The organism is Alloyangia pacifica (genome assembly GCF_900116195.1).
Classification (GTDB): domain Bacteria; phylum Pseudomonadota; class Alphaproteobacteria; order Rhodobacterales; family Rhodobacteraceae; genus Salipiger; species Salipiger pacificus.
Window position 1 is genome coordinate 113,560 of record NZ_FOZW01000005.1, and the last position, 16,832, is coordinate 130,391.

Sequence of the window (16,832 nt, forward strand, 5' to 3'; positions counted from 1 at the left end):
TCATGGGATTGCTGGACGGCAAGATCGCGATCATCACCGGCGCGGCCAGCCCGCGCGGGCTGGGCAAGGCCACGGCGCAGCTCTTTGCCGAGCACGGGGCGACAGTGGTCATCACCGACCTAGACCTCGCCGCTGCCGAGGCCGCCGCAGCAGATCTGCCCGGTGCGGGACATATCGGGCTGGTGGGAAACGTGACCGACAAGGCTGACTGCGAGGCGGTGGCCCAAAGCGTGACCGATGCGCTCGGGCGCATCGACATCCTGGTCAACAACGCCGGGATCACCCAGCCGCTGAAGCTGATGGAGATCGCGCCCGAAAACTACGAGGCGGTCACTGACGTCAGCCTGCGCGGCACGCTCTATATGAGCCAGGCGGTGATCCCGACAATGCGGGCGCAGGGCGCGGGCTCCATCGTCAACCTGTCGTCGGTCTCGGCGCAGCGCGGCGGCGGCATCTTCGGCGGGCCGCACTACTCTGCCGCCAAGGCCGGTGTGCTGGGGCTGACCAAGGCGATGGCGCGCGAACTGGCTCCCGACGGGGTGCGGGCCAATGCCATCTGCCCCGGCTTCATCGCAACCGACATCACCGCCGGCAAGCTCACCGACGAGATGCGCGCCCAGGTGCTGGCCGGCATCCCGATGGGCCGCGCCGGCGAGGCCTCGGACGTCGCCGGCTGCGCGCTGTTCCTGGCCTCGGACCTCTCGGCCTATTGCACCGGCACCGAGGTCGACGTGAACGGAGGCTCGCTGATCCACTGACCATCCTACGGCCCGAGGGGAGACGGGCCACACTTCGTTTTCGATAGGGAGGACATCATGAAAACGACCATTCTCGCGACCATCGTCGCCACCACGGCGCTCACCGGCGCCGCATCAGCAGAGGTGATCTTTGCCCACGGCTCCAACCCCGGCAACCCGCGCTACACCGCGGCGGAGAAATGGGCCGAGCTTTACGCGGCCTGCTCCGGGGAGGAGGTCAACCACGCCCCCGCCGCCACCATGGGCGATGATGCCGAGATGCTGACTTCGGCGGCAGCGGGCGTCATCCAGGTCACCGCCAACAGCCAGGGCGCGATGAGCCAGGTGGTGCCTGAGGTCGGTCTGCTCGGCCTGCCCTTCCTGTTCAAGGACCTGCCGACCGCCTGGGAGGTGCTCGACGGCGAGGTCGGCGAGATGATCGACACCCGCGCGCAGAACGCCGGGCTGAAGGTGCTGGGCTTCTGGGACAACGGCATCCGCAACATCACCCACGTGAGCAAGCACGTCGCGGCGCCCGAGGACGTGAAGGGCATGAAGATCCGCACGCCCCCGGATCCGATGACGCTGGCGATCTTCGAGGCGCTCGGTGCCAACCCGGCGCCGCTGGCCTGGTCTGAACTGCCGACCGCGCTGCAGTCCGGTGTCTTCGAAGGACAGGAGAACCCGCTGACCAACATCTACTCGGCCAAGCTGCACGAGATCACGCCCTACGTCACCATGACCGGCCACAAGTATGAATCGACGCCGGTTGTCGCGGGGCTATCGTGGTGGTCGGGCCTGAGCGAGGACGCTCAGAAATGCGCGCTCGACGCCACGGCCGAGGCCGGCGAGATGCAGCGCCAGATGGTTCTCGAAAGCGACGAGACCCTGCGCCCGAAGATGGAAGAAGAAGGTGCCAAGTTCGCCGAAGCCGACACGGCGGCCTTCCAGGCGGCGACCGCCTCGGTCTACGACGACTACGCCGAGGACTACCCCGATCTGGTCGCGGCCCTGAAAGCCGCAGCCGGTCTGGAATGAGCGCCGCGGCTCGAACTGGACAGAGGCCCTCGGGCCTCGTCCTTGCCATCTCGCAAGTGGTCATCCTTGCCCTCGACTGGAGCGGCCGGGTGATCGCCGTGGCCAGTCTCGGCTTCATGTTCGCGCTGCTGCTGGTCAACGTCGTGCTGCGCTACACGCTCGGCGAGGGCATCGCCTGGGCCTACGAGATCCACGCGCTGCTGCTGCCCTGGCTCGTCGCCGGAGGGGTGGTGATCGCAGCGGCCCGGGGCGTCAATATCGCCATCACGCTCCTACCCGACGTGCTGGGCCTCGGCGCCCGCCGCGTGCTGATCCTGGCCGTACACACCGCTGTGCTGGTCACCTGCCTCTCGGTGCTCGCCTCCAGTCAGCCGATCCTCAAGGCCTCGACCTTCCAGACCCTCGCCACGCTCGGCATCAAGCAGGTCTGGGGCTACTCCAGCCTGATCTACGCCTTTGCCGGCATGGCGGTGATCGCCGCGCTGGAGCTGCTCTCTGTGCTCGCGGGAAAGTCGGTCGATCCGGCCGACATCTCCAGCTTCAGCTGACCGCCGCGAAAGGAAAACCGCGTCATGACCGCGCCGCTCATCTGGATCTTCTTCGCACTTCTGGCGCTGTCGGTGCCGGTGGCCCATGCCATGCTGGGTGGGGTCGCCGCGGCGCTCTGGCTCGACGGCAAGCCGCTCGCCGTCATGGTCCAGAGGCTCTACTCGCCGACGCAGAGCTTCCCGATGCTCGCGATCCCGTTTTTCATACTCGCCGGCAACCTGATGATGTCGGGCAAGTTCGGCGTCTTCCTCGTCAACATCGCGCAGCTGCTGGTCGGCAACCTCAAGGGCGGGATGGGCCAGGTTTCGATCATCGGCTCGGTGATGTTCGGCGGCGTCTCGGGCTCGGCGGTGGCGGATGCCTCGGCGCTCGGCAACGCGCTGATCCCGGTCCAAAAGGCGCAGGGCTATCCCGGCGGCTTCGCGGCGGCGATCAATTCGGCCTCTTCGACCGTCTCGGTGCTGATCCCGCCGTCGATCCCGCTGATCCTCTACGGGCTGGTCTCGAGCACCTCGATCATCGACCTGTTCATTGCAGGCATCCTGCCCGGCATCATGCTCGGCGTCGGCATGTTCGCCATGGTCTGGATCGTCGCCAACCGCCGCGACCTGCCCCGCTCACCGCTCGCCGGAGGCTTCACGGCCTTCCGCGGGCAGCTCCTGATGGCCACCCCGGCGCTCCTGATGCCGATCTTCGTCATCGGCACATTGCGCTTCGGCATCGCCACGCCGACCGAGGTCAGCGTCCTGGCGGTGGCCTATGCGCTGCTGGTCAGCGGGCTGCTCTACCGCGATCTCACCTGGGGCGGCATCTGGCAAGCCTGCGTCGACGCGGCGGTGATGACAGGCGCGGTGATGATCATCATCATGGCATCCTCGACGATCCAATGGGTGCTGACAGCCGAGCGGGTCCCGCAGGAGTTGGCCGCCTGGGTGGCCGAGACGATCCGCCAGCCCTGGCTCATCATCCTTGCGCTGAACCTGGTGATGCTCGTCGTCGGCGCCTTCCTCGACCTGCCGGCGGCGGTGCTGCTGCTCGGGCCCATCTTCGTGACCATAGCCCAGGCGATCGGTATGGACCCGGTGCAACTGGGCCTGGTGATGGTGCTGAACCTGTCCATCGGGCTCTATACGCCACCGGTCGGCACGACGCTCTTTATCTCGGCGGCAATCGCACAGGTCGGCATCGGCGCGGTGATCCGGGCGCTGCTGCCGTTCTACGCGGTGGCGGTTGTCGTCCTGCTGCTGGTCTCCTTCATCCCGGCGCTGACGATCCACTAGGCCGGCAGGGCGGCGATCAACCCGGGACCCGGTTCGTGGCGGATCCGGCACCCGGCGGCCTCGAGTACCCGGCGCCCGTCTTCGGCATGGGCGGCGGCCTCCTCGGCCACCCATTGCGCGAAACGCTTGACGATCCGCCTGTTGAGATGCTGTCGCGGACAGACGAACCAATAGGCCGGGAACTCGATCACCGGCAGCTCCGGGGCAAAGGGCACGAGGTCCCCTCTGCGAATATCGTCGAGACACAAAAGCGCGCTATCGAGCGCCAAGCCCCCGCCCCTCTTGGCCATTTCGATCGACATCGACGAGCGGTCAAAACGGAAGGGATAGGTGAGCTCCGGCAGTTCGATGCGCTGAGCCGCCAACCAGATATCCCACCGGTAGAGCGCCTTGACGCTGTCGATCAGCCGCGCGCCGGCCAGCCGACCGCTGGTGCCCTCGGCCTTGCGTGTCAGGTCTTCGAGATAGGACGGGCTGCACAGCGGCAGCACCAGATCGTGCATCACGCAGTCCACAGCAAGTCCGGCCCAGCCTCCGAGACCGTAGCGAAGATCGCAATCTATGGCCTCGGTCTCGAAGGCCGAGAAATCCGGCGTCGCGTCGACCCGGATGGCCCAGTCGGGATGATCGGCGGCAAAGCTGGCGATCCTCGGCCCCAGCCAGCGCACGCCGAAGCTGGGGCTGACGCGCACCGTCAGGCTGCGGAGATCGCGCTGCCGCCCGATGGCACCGCGCGCATTTCTCAGCGCGCTGAACGCCTGGGTCGTGGTTTGGAACAGCCTGTCGCCATCCAGCGTAAGGCTCAGCCGCCGCTTCTCGCGGCGAAAGAGCCGGACCCCGAACTGCTCCTCCAAAAGCCGGATCTGCTGGCTGACCGCCGAGGGGGACACACCGAGCTCCTCCGCGGCCTTTGTGACCGTGCCGAGCCGCGCAACGGCTTCAAAATACTCAGTGGCTTTGAGATTGATGTCCCGCATCTCGAGACCCTAGCGGCAAATTTCGGCCACCGCCATTGAGTATCATGTCGGTTGGTCTGATCTGTCCCCTTTGCGGCGGTCCATCCGTGAAGCGCGAAATCCTGCAGGATTCCAGCGAACAGGAAGACTACGAAGTGGCTGATAATCTGGAGAACCCCAAAGATTTCGACGCCTAGCTTCGACAGCCGAGGTGCAGCTTAGCAGGATGAACCGGGCACAGCTGTCGCGGCTTAAAGAGCTCGAGATGGAGGCCCTGAGGCAGCGTCGGACGGTGTCCGACCTGACGCTCGAGAGGATGATCTTGGCGGAGGCTGCTCCGGGAGACTTCTCTACTCGCGGATCACGGGTCAATTCCCCTTTGCCAACGCTGAAGATGATGTCCGGCGTCAGCGCCCATCGGACATCTGAACTGATTTCCGAAAGGAGGGGTTCTGGCTCATCGTAACCACCAATGTGTGGAGATGAGACACAAGCGCGGAACACCGAAGCCTTCCACCGGGAAGCCCAATGCCTCGTCCACCGGATCGCGAGGGTTGCATTGGGCGACCGCAGCGCGCGTGCTGCTGCGCTCGGCGCAGGTCGGGTTAAGCTTCCGACATATCTCCACGCATCCCCTCCCGCCGCAAGATAGGCAAAGAGGTCGGTCTTCACGCCGTCCGCAGCAGGACTGTTCCGCCGCCACCGGGGCCAAGTTCTTACCGCCATTCCCATGGGCGTATGGCGCTCCCGGAGCGGCCTTTGTCAGCGACACAGAATTCGAACACGAGCTGCAAGGCCCTCATCGCAGACGCTCGGCAGGTGAGCGGGCCCGGGTGGGTCGGCTGGCTGGCGGCGGGCAGGTTCGATCATCTCTGAGCGCTCCCGAAATTGGCTGCGCGCGTCATAGGGCCCGGTGATGTCCACAACCCTGCAGGCGGGCTCTCACGCCGCCGCGCAGGGACGGCCCTCGTCTAGCCTTTGCTGTCGGTCTCCGGGAACTTGGGACATTCCTTGAAAATCCGCGCCTTGCAGCTCCGGCAGATGTCGAGGTCCAGCTCAGGCACCACGCTCGCGAGCGCGTCGCGCTTGGACAGGTGGATATGGTCGCGCCCCAGCGACTTGAAGACCTCGAAGCGCGCCAGCTTCTCGAAGGAGGTGAGGGTGAGCAGCTTGATGTGCAGCGCCCCGCCAAGCGCCTTGCGCCGCTGCGCCTGCTCGACAAGGAGCTCCGCCGCCGGAAGATCGATCTCGCCGCTGCCGGCAATGCTGAAGAGCACGTGCTTCTGGCTCGGGCGCTCAAGTTCGAAACGGCGGAATTCGCGGCGGATCGCCTCGACCGTGCCAAAGTAGAACGGCCCCTCGAGCATGGCGATCATCAGCTGCGGGCATTCGTCGAGATGGTAGAGGCGCGCCGACCGGATCACCCGCCCTTCCGTCGAGGGATCGGGCGCGGAGATGGCGATGATCGGACGCGCCGTGCGGCGCAAGAAGAGGAACAGCGACATCATAACGCCGACGTAGATCGAGAACTCGAGATCGACGAGCACCGTGGTCGCGAAGGTGACCAGAGCGATGGCGGTCTCGGAGGTCGAATGCCGCACCAGATGCGCGATTTCCCGCAGGTTGATGAGCCGCCAGGCGACGAGCATGATGACCCCGGACATGCCGGCGATCGGCACCTCGGCGAAATAGGGCGCGACCAGCAGCAGGATCGCCGCGAGGAAGGCCACGCAGAACAGCATGGCCAGAGGGGTCCTTGCCCCGGCCTCGTAGTTCACCCCCGATCGGGTGAAGGAAAAGGTCGAGGGATAGCACTGGAAGAAGGCGCCGCCGATGTTGGACAGCCCCTGCCCGACGAACTCGCGGTTGCCGTCGAGCATCTGGCCGCTCTTGGACGCCAACGCACGGGCGACGGACATTGCCTCCAGCAGCCCCACCACGCCGATCGCCAGCGCCCCCGACGCGATGTCGCGCAGCTTGTCGCCGTCGAAATGCGGCAGGGCAAAACTTGGCAGGACACCGTCGATGGCCCCGACCGTCGACAGTCCCGCTGCCGATCCCCCGTAAAGCACACTCAGCCCCGTCGCCGCGAGCAGCGCGAGCAGGTAGTTCGGCCAGCGCGGCAGGAAGCGCCGGACCAGCACGCCGACGGCCAGTGCCAGAAGCGCGATCGAAACGGCCCTGAAGTCTGCTTCGGGCAGGTGCTGTAACAATGCCCCGAAAAACGTAAACAGATCTTCAGGCCGCGGCAGCTCAACCGCCAGCGCGTCGCCGAGCTGGCTGAGTGCGATGAGCAGCGCGGCGCCCGACACGAAACCGATCATCACCGAGTGGGAGACGAAATCGACCACGCCGCCGAGCCGCATGAGCCCCATCGCGAGCTGGAAGACCCCGACCAGCAGGGCGAGGAAAATCGCCGCTGAGATGAACTCGGGCGAGCCGGGCACGAAGTTGCCGGCAAGCGCTCCGAAGACCAGCGCCGAGATTGCCGTGGCAGGGCCCGCCGCGGCGTGCCAGCTCGAGCCGAAGAAGGCGGTGATGATCGGCGGGACCATCGCGGTGTAGAAGCCATATTGCGGCGGCAGTCCCGCGATGGCGGCAAAGGCGACACTCTGCGGCAGGCTCAGGGTCGCCCCGGTGAGCCCCGCGATGGCATCGGCCCAGATCGTCTTGGGGGTAACCTGCGCAAACCAGTCCGGCGTGCGCGAGAGGTCGCGGCCGGCCATGCGGAGCCCGCCCCTGAGCCGGGCTCTGAGCGACGGCGCCTTGCCGTCTGGGGTGGTGGTTCTTGCGCCGGTGGCGACCCAAGGTTCCATGCAGAGCGCTCCTCAGTCGCGGTCAGTCTTTCTCGCGCCGCGGCAACGCAGTCCACCCCGCCGAGCGGGGCAAGCGGGTGCCGGTGACACGGCGTGTGTGCCTCAGCTTGCCCGCCGGCGATCCGCGCTACCGGCGGTCTCGTGGCTGGCCGACGCGCCGTTCAGGGGTCAGCAAGCCGCGACCACTTCCGACGCGTCGTGCCGCATCATGTCGCGCTGGAGGCCGCCATGGAATCTCTCTTCGCCCCCCGGGTCTCGATGTCGCCGCCGTAGCCTTGCAGCGCGAGGCGGTTCAGGGCATCGAAGAGCACGAAAATGAGCCTCATGCGGGCCTCCTCGGTGTCGGGCTGGATCGCATCAGCGATCAGGCATCATAGAACAGGCGAAAGCCGCAATTGGCCGCGCCGCTGTCGGGCTCGGTCGCCGATCTGGCCGCTATTCTGTAGCGATAACAGTGATCTATGTGGCAAAGGAAGCTGCCTCCCTTCATCACCTTCTGGCGGGTCTGCTGGGCGTGGGCATTGCGCAGCACCGCGTTGCGACCGGCGGAGCGCACCCGGAACGGGTCCACCGTCCACTCCCAGACGTTCCCCGCCATGTCGTAGAGCCCCGCATCGTTGGCCGGGAAGCTGCCCACCGGCGAGGTACCGGCCCAGCCGTCGGCGCAGGAATTGCCATGCGGAAACGGCCCCTGCCAAATGTTGGCGGGCATGAACCGGTGATCGTCGGGTTCGCGGTCGCCCCACGGAAAGCGCGGGTCCTCGCGCCCGCCGCGGGCCGCGTGCTCCCATTCCGCCTCGCTGGGCAGGCGTCCCCCCGCCCAGACGGCAAAGGCACGGGCGTCTTCCCAGGCCATATGCGTCACCGGGTGATCCATGCGCTGCGTGATCGAGCTGCCGGGACCCTCGGGCGCGTGCCAGCAGGCCCCCGGCACTGCCACCCACCAAGGCGTCGACGTCTCGGAGGGCGGCACAGAGGCCGGATCATCCATCAACGGGCGGAACACCAACCCATGCCCGAGCCTCTCGGAGAGACTGCGGTACCCGGTTGCCCCGACAAAGGCGGCGAACCTGGCGACCGTGACCGGGTAAGCATCCACCGCGAAAGGCTTCAGGCGAACGCTGCGCACGATCCCCTCCCCGTCCTCCGGGATGGCCGGGGTTCGGGTGCCGATATGGCTGCGCCCCCCGCGGAAGGAGATGCGCGGGGCCGGCCCGGTCGCAATGGCCTCGGGCACCCCGGGAGAAGGGGCCTGAGGCCTTGACTGCGGCAGGACCGGCGCGGCCGCGCCGCGGGAGGCACAGCACCCCATCTCAGGCCGCCTTCGAAAGGCTGGCCAGGACAGCCGTGCTGTCGTGCTGGGGTATGTCGCCGATGGCCGCCTGCTTGGCATCGAGCTTGGCGAGGAGATCGGCAAAGACCTCCGCGTAAGCCGGATCGGCAGCCACGTTCATCAGTTCCATCGGGTCCTGCTCGCAGTCGAACAGCTCCCATTCCGGGGGGATCTCGCCGGGGCGTGCGCCGAGCTGACCCAGGTCGTCATTGTACCAGTAGATCAGCTTGTAGCGCTGATCGCGCACGCCGTAGTGGGCGTAGGCATTGTGGATCTCGTCGTTGTTCATCCAGTAGCGGTGATAGGCGACCTGCTCCCAATCCGCCGGGGTCTCTCCGGTCAGCATCTGCCGCATCGACACGCCCTGCATGTAGCTCGGCACAGGAACCCCCGCCCAGTCGAGGAAGGTCGCGGCGAAATCGACGTTGCAGCAGATGTCCTTCGAGGTGATGCCCGCCGGGATCTCGGCCGGGTAGCGGCAGAGGAAGGGCATCTGGTAGCTCTCCTCGTACATAAAGCGCTTGTCGAACCAGCCGTGCTCGCCAAGAAAGAAGCCCTGGTCAGAGGTGTAGATGACGATGGTGTTCTCGGTCAGCCCCAGCTCGTCGAGCTTGTCCAGCATAACCCCAACGCCGTCGTCGATCGCCTGAACCGTGCGTAGGTAGCGCGACATGTAGCGCTGGTACTTGAACTCGGCGAAGGCCTTGGGATCGTCGAAGGTGAAATTCTCTCCGGTCTCGGCACAGATCACCGTAATGCTCTCGCCCTCGGCGATCTCGGGGATCTTGCGCATTGGCCAGTAGTCGACCATCAGCTCGCCGGCCAGCTCGGTGCCGCCCTCGGGCTGCACCAGGCCGAGGTCCTCGTAGAGCATGTCCGACTTCACCCGCATCTTGGCCACGGCGGCGGCGGCGGCGCGGTTGGCATAGTCGTCCTCGAAAGTCGGCGGCAGCGGGATCGTCCCCGGTGCGTGGATGTCGCGGTAGCGCGGGTGGTACTGCCAGTTCCGGTGCGGCGCCTTGTGGTGGCACATCAGGAAGAAGGGCGCGTCCTTGTGGCGCTCGATGAAATCCACCGACATGTCGGTGATCACGTCGGTGGCATAGCCCGCCACCCGACGCTTGCCGTCGGGGAAGTAGAAGGCCGGATCCCAGTAGTCCCCCTGCCCCGGCACGACGGCCCATTCGTCGAAGCCGGTCGGCTCATGCGCCGGACCCTCGCCGAGGTGCCACTTGCCGAAGATCGCGGTCGCATAGCCGTTCGCCTGCAGAGACTTGGCGACATTGGGCAGCCGGTTGTCGATGTGCGTCTCGAGCGTGGTCACCCCGTTGACGTGGTTGTGCGTGCCGCACAGGATCGCCGCGCGCGACGGGGTACAGATCGAGTTGGTCACATAGGTCGCGTCGTGCCGCACGCCCTCGTCCGCCAGCCGATCGAGGTTGGGCGTGGCATTGATGCCCGCCCCGTAGGCCGAGATCGCCCGCGACGCGTGGTCGTCGGACATGATGAAGATGATGTTCGGACGGGTCATTCCACGCTCCTTGTGTTCATGGGGGCGGGGCCGCGCGGAGTGACGGCGGCCCCGCCCGTCTATGGGCGAACTTACTTGGTGTAAAGCTCGCCCAGGTAGAAGTCCGACGCAGGCAGCGGGTTCTCGATCTTGCCGAACTCGGCATAAAGGCCGGCGAGCGTGTCGAACCAGTTCGTGACGTTGCCCTCGGCGGTCAACTGTTCCAGCTCCTCGCTCGACGGCAGGCGCGCGAGCTTCGACTCCGCCAGCAGCGGCTCGGCCGGCACCCCGAGGAACTTCGCCGTGATTTCCACCGATTGCTCGGGGTTCTCGCGGCGGAAGTCGATCGCGTCCTTGATCACCGCGTTGACCTTCACGATCACGGCGTCATCGCCGGCCTTCTCGTCGCTGACGATGAAGCTGGAGGGGAAGGCGATCTCGGGGAAGAAATCCTCGTTCGAGCTCAGCTCGGCCAGGTCGGGAATACGCTTCTTGATAACATCGACGAAGGGGTACCAGATGCCCGCCGCGTCGATCTGGCCGGAGCCGAACGCCGTGACGACGGTCGAGGGGTCCATGGGCACGATCTTGACGTCGTCCAGGGTCATGCCGGCCTCTTTCAGCGCGAGCCGCAGCAGCATGTCGCCGGAGGTGCCTTCGGGAACCCCCACTGTCTTGCCCTTCAGCTCGGCGATCGAGCTGATGCCGGGCTGCGCGATGACCCGGTCGGTATAGCCGAGCGCGTTGACCGCGATCACCTTGGCCTGGCCGCTGGCCGGAAGCCACAGGGCGCCCGGGCCGATATAGGCGAAATCGAGCGAGCCCGCATTCAGCGCCTGCACCTGGATCGGGCCGTTGGTGAACACCTTGAGGTCGGCATCGAGCCCGTGCTTCTCCCACAGGCCTTGGTCGGTGGCGATGGCTGCCATGCTGGTGCCGAAATAGTCGGCGATGTAGCCCATGCGGATCTTGTCGAGATCAGCGGCCAGGGCGGGCCCGGTCAGGGCGGCCATGGAAACGGCGGCCAGAAGCGTGCGGCGATTGAGCATGAAGTGTCCTCCTCTACGTATCATGCAAGAAACTGGTAAACTCAGGCGGCGGCGGTTTCGTCGCGGTGGTAGACCGCGCGCCAGACTTGGTTCCGGATTGCGGTGAATTCCGGTGACAGGCGAATGTCCTCGGTGCGCGGGAACGGCAGATCGACGTCGATGATCTGCTGCAGCCTGCCCGGCCGCGCCGCCAGCACGATCACCCGGTGCGCGATGTAGACGGCCTCGTCCACGTCGTGGGTGATGAACATGACCGTGCGTCGATCCTTCGACCAGGTGTCGAGCAACTGGTCCTGCAGCCGGACGCGGGTCAACGCGTCGAGCGCGCCGAAGGGTTCATCCATCAGCAGCACGCTGGGATTGACCGCATAGGCCCGCGCGATGGCGCAGCGCTGCTTCATCCCGCCGGACAGGGTCTTGGGATAGGCATCACCGAAATCACCGAGCCCGACAAGCTCGAGGTAGTGATCGGCGCGCGCGTTGCGTTCCTGCTTGTCCATGCCTTGCAGCATGAGCCCGAAGGCGACGTTCTCGCGGACCGTCAGCCAGGGAAACAGCGCATATTGCTGAAAGATCACGCCGCGGTCCGGCCCCGGCCCCGACACCGGGTGCCCGTCGACAAGGCACTCGCCCGCGCTGACTTCGGTGAGCCCGGCGACGATGTTCATCGCCGTGGACTTGCCGCAGCCCGAGGGCCCGACCACGGTGACGATCTCACCATCCGCGATGTCGAGGTTGAGGTTTTTCAGAGCGGTGAATGCGTTGGCTCCTTCGCCGAACACTTTCGACACGTTGCGGAACGAAATTTTGTGCGGATCGCCGGTCATAATCAGATCCTTTCCTGCCAGTGGGTCAGGCGCTCTTCGGCGCGCACGACGATACGGTCCATGATCAGCCCGAGAATGCCGATCGCGATCAGGCTGACGAAGATGGTTGGCAGATCGTAGTAGAGCTGCGCCTGCTGCATCCTGAAGCCGAGCCCCGACTGCGCCGCGATCAGTTCCGCCGCGACCACCGTTGCCCAGGCGGAACCGAGCCCGATGCGAAAGCCCACAAGGATGAACGGAGTCGATGCCGGGATGACGACGCGCAGGAAAATGGTGCGGTCTTTGGCCCCCAGCACCCGGGCGGCGTTGATATAGGTGCGGTCCACACTGACGACACCCTGGTAGGTCGAGACGACCGAGGACAGGAACGCGGCGAGGAAGATGACGAAGATCTTGGGTTTCTCGTCGATCCCGAGCGTCACGATGGCGAGCGGAATGATCGCGAGGGGCGGAATGACGCGGAAGAACTGGATCCACGGATCGATGATAGCCCGTGCGACCTTATACCACCCCATTAGGAAGCCCACCGGCACAGCAAGCGCCGAGCCGAGGATGAAGCCGATGAGCACCCGCCGCAGAGAGGCCCCCATGTCGACCCACAGCTGTCCGGACAGGGCGAGTTCGACAATGCGCCCGAGCACGGTGAAGGGATCCGGAAGCTCCGAGAACCCGAGCACCGTCGCCAGCCACCAGAGCCCGATGCCGGTGGCGAATGACAGCACGCCCCAGAAAACCTTGCCCGGACGCCAGGCTTCTCGTCGCGGCGCGGCCATGTCGATGTCGTTCATGACGCTCATTTACTCTTCCTCCCCTTGAGGTGTCAGGCGCGCCCGGCGCGGCGCAAGGGCCAGCGCGGGGCGACCGGCCCGGTCGCATAGAAGAAACTTTCCAAAGCGATGCAGGCCGCGCCATACGCTCCGGCCGGATCGGTGAAGCGCGCACGCTCTATCCGCAGACCGTCGCGTTGCTGCGGCATCACCCTGCCCGGGAGGTCCCGGCGAAGTTCCGAGACGAAGGCCTCGGGTGCGACGCCAAGATCGCCGCCGAGCACGATCATTTCCGGCCCCAGCAATGTGACGGTGGTGCCCAGAGCCTGCAGGAACGCCTCGTAGACCTTGCCCCATTCCGGGCGCTGCATCGCCGCAGCAAGCAGGTCGCTGCGCGACAGGTCCTGATCTCCGACCAGCGCCCGCAGCGGCTCTTCCGAAAAGAACCGCTCGAGACATCCCCGCCCGCCGCAGCGGCAGGGGCGTCCGCCCGGCTCCACCACCACGTGGCCGATTTCCACGGCGTTGCGCCGCCCATCGGGCCCGGTCTGCGCGAAACCCGCGCCGATGCCCTTGCCGAGCAGCAGGTAGAGCAGGCTTTCCGCCTCGCTTCCGATTCCGTAGCAACATTCAGCCAGAGCCAGCGCGGTGGCGTTGTGCTCGATGACTGCAGGCAGTCCGAGCTCGGCTTCGAATGCATCGGCAAAGTGGACGTCCTGCCATCCTGTCAGGATCGAATGGGTGTTCACACGCCCGGTTGCATCGACGCTCCCCGGCACTCCGATGCCGACGCCAAGAATCCGTTCAGACGGCACCCCGCTGCGGACGATCATCGACCGTGCGACTTCTGCGGCACGGGACACAAGCGCATCCGCCGGCTCCGAGAGATCATACTCGAGGCTCTCTGTCAGGCTGAGTCCGAGCGACACATCCGAGAGCGCAACATGGACCTGCCCTGCCCCAAGGTGAATGGCGACGACATATCGGGACTCCGGGCAGATTTCGACAGTGACCGGCGGCCGCCCGATGGGTGCCGCCTCAGCAGCACTGCGCTCCCGGATGACTCCTTCGAGCCGCATCTGCGCGGTGATCTTGGTAACACCAGCCGACGAAATGCCGGTGATGCGCGAAAGCTCGGCGCGCGACATCGGTCCAGCGTCACGAAGACGCGTCAGAATCTCTCCGGCGGCTGTGCGTGTCATGTCTCTCTCCCTTACTTACCTTACTAAGTAAATTAAGTGGTCGTCGTCAAGCGATATTGTCAGAGTCACGATCACGGCCACACAGGTCGATTGCGGCACACGCTGCAAGGCCTTGTCTGAAAACAAGGATTCTGGCTTCTACCTCGGACGCGCCGCCTTACGTCCAACGTCCAAGCGAGGATTCCAAAACCTTCGCCGCCAGTGGTCCAAGCGGACTCCTCGCGCACGAGGCGCGTATCCCCCAAGTGACACCCTGCCCATTTTGCGAAAGAGAACCTAGCGATGCGTATGTCGGTGAAGGACGGCAGCCAGCGCTGGACGCCGACGCGGAGAGCCACCTTGGCGATCAAGATCGTCCCGGCCATGACTTTTGGCCTCGGAAGCGATCCTGCCGGTCGAAAAGCAAGGGCGCCTACGCCCGATCAGGGGAATAAGGATCCGCAGGAACATCAAGCTGCACGCCTTCGGTGATGGCGACGTGACGTCGACGCTCCAGCGAAGCCTTTGTCAATGCGTTCCGCTGGTTGGTCAGCCCAGCAGTCCCTGGACCTAGCAGAGCAAGCGATTGGCTCGGATCACGGCTCCCAACCCCGTTTTCGCGCGGCGCGGGGCGAGAGCCCGAATTTGCGGCGAAACGCACGGCTGAAGCTCTCGGGATGCTCAAAGCCGGACCTGCGACCGATCTCGGCGACACTCAGGTGATGGTTCTTCACGTCGCGCAGCGCGGCATTCGCACGCTTCAGACGCCGTTCCGCGATCTCCGACGCGACCGTGGTCTCATGATCCGAGAAGATCCGGGACAGGTGCCGCCCGGAGATGCCAAGCGCCTGGGCGACCTTCGCGACTGATAGGTCCGGTTCCTCGACATTTGCGGAGATGTGCGCGAGCGCGGCCAGATACTGGCTCCGCCCCGGCCCTGGCTGTCGCTCAAGTTGCAGCAGCCCCTCGATGGTGGAGAGGATCCGGGCCTCCTGCGCGTCGGTCGCCTCTGCGGTATTCAGCCAGCGGTGCAGGTCGCGGGCGAGACCCTGCTGGTCGAACCGCGCAGCACCGGCCTTGCGAGGGATCAGCACCGGTTCGGTCAGCGCCTGCAGGTGGCTGCCGATGAAGCTCTCGATCGGGAGCTTCAGGGACATGAGATGGATCGCCTCGGTGCAGATGATGGTGAAGGGTTCCGTGGCAAGACTGATCGCGGCGTCCCCGCCCCTCAGTTGCAGCCAGCGACCGCACTGACCGAGGATCGCCTGGCCTTCGACGACCAGGGTCGCGTAGACGACATCACGCCGCTCTCGCGGGCTCTCGCGCATGTCGAGCACATGGGCCGAACTCTGCACCTCGGTGGCAAGGACCCCGCCGATGCGGCGCACGGTCAGGCGCCCCTCGAAGGGAGCATCGTTGAGCGGCAGGCAGCGTCCCGGAAACAGCTTTCTGCTGAGCTGGTCCTCGTAATCAAGCAGATGCCGGTCAGCGATCATTGGAAAGCCTCTCCCGCGACCGCGATGAGCGCTCCCGAGTTCACGTCCAAAATTGTTATCAACTGAGTCGCTCAGGGTCAATTTTGAACCGCTTTCGTCGTGGAGCGGGCAATTCGCCGCACTTAGATAGCTCTCGAGGCGATTGCCGCAGGGACCTTGGTGACCTGCTGAACCGGACCGCAGGCGTTGTCGCCGAGGTCCGGGGCCGACGCGGGAGCTCTGCGATCAAGGGCGCCGCTGTTTGCCAGCTGCATCGCGATCTGGACGAAGGCAAAGGAGCTCCAAGATGGATATTCGCTTTGAAGGCAAGGTCGCCGCGGTGACCGGCGCCGGCTCGGGTATCGGCAAGGCAATCGCAATGCAGCTGGCAAACAGCGGCGCCAAGATCGTCGTGGCGGACCTGAACGAGGCGGCGGCCCGCGCGGTGGCCGACGCAATCACCGCCGCTGGCGGGACCGCCGAAATCTCGGTGGGCGATGCCTCGGACGCGGGCTCGGTCAAGTCGATGGTCGAGGTCGCGAAATCGCTCGGCGGGCTGCACCTTCTGGTCAACAATGCCGGAATCGGCGGGCCGAACGCACCGGTGGGTGATTACCCCGAGGACGGCTGGCGCAAGGTCATCGACATCAACCTGAACGCGGTCTTCCTTGGCATGCGGCACGGCATCCCCGCGATGCTGGACGCCGGCGGCGGGGCCATCGTCAACATGGCCTCGGTCATGGGCTCGGTCGGGATGCAAGGCACGGTCGGCTATGTGACCGCCAAGCATGCCGTGGTCGGCATGACCAAGACCGCGGCGCTGGAATATGCCGACAAGGGCATCCGTGTAAACTCGGTCGGGCCGGCCTTCATCGATACACCGCTGCTCGAGCAACTCGAAGAGGAGGCCCGCGCGGCGCTCGTCGCGCAGCATCCGGTCGGGCGTCTCGGTAAGGCCGAAGAGGTCGCGGCGCTGGTGCTCTTCCTGCTATCCGAACATGCCAGCTTCATTACCGGCAGCTACCACCTGGTCGACGGCGGTTACACCGCCCGCTGATCCCGCGCAACGGGCACGCGCCGCGGCGCGTGCCTGCAAGCACCAGACGCAGCGCAAGCGCCAGGCCAAGCCCCTAGGAAAGCTCTCCTCCATGCCCCTCACCGCACCTGCCACCGTCCCCGAACGCCCTCGCGTGGTGATAGTCCACGGAGGGTTCTCGGGCTCGGCGCACGATGGTGCGGCACCAGGTCCGTCTGTGCAGCCCACGATGGTGTCGCACTTTTCGCGGAGGGCAATTTCGAGCAGGTCCTCCGCAA

At 65.7% G+C, this 16,832-nt stretch carries 14 protein-coding genes; 5 read left to right on the forward strand and 9 right to left on the reverse strand.

What is annotated here, in order from left to right; all coding sequences use genetic code 11:
- The first annotated feature begins 2 nt into the window (after positions 1–2).
- Genes BM397_RS12015 through BM397_RS12030 form a run of 4 tightly spaced genes read left to right on the forward strand, consistent with a single transcriptional unit; the run spans position 3 to position 3,604 of the window.
- Complete coding sequence (locus tag BM397_RS12015) at positions 3–758, forward strand: SDR family NAD(P)-dependent oxidoreductase (RefSeq protein ID WP_092424270.1); 756 nt, start codon at positions 3–5, stop codon at positions 756–758.
- 57 nt (positions 759–815) lie between these two features.
- On the forward strand, positions 816–1,775 hold the full coding sequence (locus BM397_RS12020; protein WP_092424272.1) for a TRAP transporter substrate-binding protein: 960 nt from the start codon (positions 816–818) through the stop codon (positions 1,773–1,775).
- Positions 1,772–2,323, forward strand: coding sequence for a TRAP transporter small permease (locus tag BM397_RS12025; protein ID WP_092424274.1), 552 nt, complete (start codon positions 1,772–1,774; stop codon positions 2,321–2,323). Before BM397_RS12020 ends, BM397_RS12025 begins: the two co-directional genes overlap by 4 nt.
- 24 nt (positions 2,324–2,347) lie before the next feature.
- Entirely contained in the window at positions 2,348–3,604 is a 1,257-nt protein-coding gene (locus BM397_RS12030; RefSeq protein WP_092424276.1) for a TRAP transporter large permease, read from the forward strand.
- On the opposite strand, the gene BM397_RS12035 is transcribed toward BM397_RS12030, so the two are convergent.
- The 9 genes from BM397_RS12035 to BM397_RS12080 all read right to left on the reverse strand — a co-directional run bounded on the left by BM397_RS12035 (position 3,601) and on the right by BM397_RS12080 (position 15,539).
- Positions 3,601–4,581, reverse strand: a complete 981-nt coding sequence (locus BM397_RS12035; RefSeq protein WP_092424278.1) for a LysR family transcriptional regulator — start codon at positions 4,579–4,581, stop codon at positions 3,601–3,603. The genes BM397_RS12030 and BM397_RS12035 overlap by 4 nt on opposite strands.
- Positions 4,582–5,531: 950 nt before the next feature.
- Positions 5,532–7,376, reverse strand: coding sequence for a SulP family inorganic anion transporter (locus tag BM397_RS12045; protein WP_092424282.1), 1,845 nt, complete (start codon positions 7,374–7,376; stop codon positions 5,532–5,534).
- A gap of 364 nt (positions 7,377–7,740) precedes the next feature.
- A complete protein-coding gene (locus BM397_RS12050) occupies positions 7,741–8,688 on the reverse strand; it encodes a formylglycine-generating enzyme family protein (protein ID WP_092424284.1) in 948 nt (315 codons plus the stop codon).
- A 1-nt stretch (position 8,689) separates the two neighbouring features.
- Entirely contained in the window at positions 8,690–10,240 is a 1,551-nt protein-coding gene (locus tag BM397_RS12055; protein WP_092424286.1) for a sulfatase family protein, read from the reverse strand.
- Between the two features lie 71 nt (positions 10,241–10,311).
- A complete protein-coding gene (locus tag BM397_RS12060; protein ID WP_092424288.1) occupies positions 10,312–11,268 on the reverse strand; it encodes an aliphatic sulfonate ABC transporter substrate-binding protein in 957 nt (318 codons plus the stop codon).
- A gap of 41 nt (positions 11,269–11,309) precedes the next feature.
- Complete coding sequence (locus tag BM397_RS12065) at positions 11,310–12,095, reverse strand: ABC transporter ATP-binding protein (protein WP_092424290.1); 786 nt, start codon at positions 12,093–12,095, stop codon at positions 11,310–11,312.
- Positions 12,096–12,097: 2 nt separating this feature from the next.
- A complete protein-coding gene (locus BM397_RS12070) occupies positions 12,098–12,892 on the reverse strand; it encodes an ABC transporter permease (protein ID WP_092424292.1) in 795 nt (264 codons plus the stop codon).
- 23 nt (positions 12,893–12,915) lie between these two features.
- Entirely contained in the window at positions 12,916–14,064 is a 1,149-nt protein-coding gene (locus BM397_RS12075; RefSeq protein ID WP_143015369.1) for an ROK family transcriptional regulator, read from the reverse strand.
- A 575-nt stretch (positions 14,065–14,639) separates the two neighbouring features.
- The gene (locus tag BM397_RS12080; protein ID WP_092424296.1) at positions 14,640–15,539 is read right to left on the reverse strand and encodes a helix-turn-helix domain-containing protein; all 900 of its coding nucleotides are present in this window, start codon (positions 15,537–15,539) and stop codon (positions 14,640–14,642) included.
- Between the two features lie 286 nt (positions 15,540–15,825).
- Here BM397_RS12080 and BM397_RS12085 point away from each other — a divergent pair, with 286 nt between their 5' ends.
- A complete protein-coding gene (locus BM397_RS12085) occupies positions 15,826–16,575 on the forward strand; it encodes an SDR family NAD(P)-dependent oxidoreductase (protein ID WP_092424298.1) in 750 nt (249 codons plus the stop codon).
- Positions 16,576–16,832: the final 257 nt, after the last annotated feature.

What these genes read in the sequence shown, in the direction of transcription:
- BM397_RS12020 (WP_092424272.1), top strand. Translation starts at nt 816, where the DNA reads ATGAAAACGACCATTCTCGCGACCATCGTCGCCACCACGGCGCTCACC.
- BM397_RS12015 (WP_092424270.1), top strand. Translation starts at nt 3, where the DNA reads ATGGGATTGCTGGACGGCAAGATCGCGATCATCACCGGCGCGGCCAGC.
- BM397_RS12070 (WP_092424292.1), bottom strand. Translation starts at nt 12,892, where the DNA reads ATGAGCGTCATGAACGACATCGACATGGCCGCGCCGCGACGAGAAGCC.
- BM397_RS12035 (WP_092424278.1), bottom strand. Translation starts at nt 4,581, where the DNA reads ATGCGGGACATCAATCTCAAAGCCACTGAGTATTTTGAAGCCGTTGCG.
- BM397_RS12045 (WP_092424282.1), bottom strand. Translation starts at nt 7,376, where the DNA reads ATGGAACCTTGGGTCGCCACCGGCGCAAGAACCACCACCCCAGACGGC.
- BM397_RS12075 (WP_143015369.1), bottom strand. Translation starts at nt 14,064, where the DNA reads ATGACACGCACAGCCGCCGGAGAGATTCTGACGCGTCTTCGTGACGCT.
- BM397_RS12060 (WP_092424288.1), bottom strand. Translation starts at nt 11,268, where the DNA reads ATGCTCAATCGCCGCACGCTTCTGGCCGCCGTTTCCATGGCCGCCCTG.
- BM397_RS12055 (WP_092424286.1), bottom strand. Translation starts at nt 10,240, where the DNA reads ATGACCCGTCCGAACATCATCTTCATCATGTCCGACGACCACGCGTCG.
- BM397_RS12025 (WP_092424274.1), top strand. Translation starts at nt 1,772, where the DNA reads ATGAGCGCCGCGGCTCGAACTGGACAGAGGCCCTCGGGCCTCGTCCTT.
- BM397_RS12030 (WP_092424276.1), top strand. Translation starts at nt 2,348, where the DNA reads ATGACCGCGCCGCTCATCTGGATCTTCTTCGCACTTCTGGCGCTGTCG.
- BM397_RS12085 (WP_092424298.1), top strand. Translation starts at nt 15,826, where the DNA reads ATGGATATTCGCTTTGAAGGCAAGGTCGCCGCGGTGACCGGCGCCGGC.
- BM397_RS12080 (WP_092424296.1), bottom strand. Translation starts at nt 15,539, where the DNA reads ATGATCGCTGACCGGCATCTGCTTGATTACGAGGACCAGCTCAGCAGA.
- BM397_RS12065 (WP_092424290.1), bottom strand. Translation starts at nt 12,095, where the DNA reads ATGACCGGCGATCCGCACAAAATTTCGTTCCGCAACGTGTCGAAAGTG.
- BM397_RS12050 (WP_092424284.1), bottom strand. Translation starts at nt 8,688, where the DNA reads ATGGGGTGCTGTGCCTCCCGCGGCGCGGCCGCGCCGGTCCTGCCGCAG.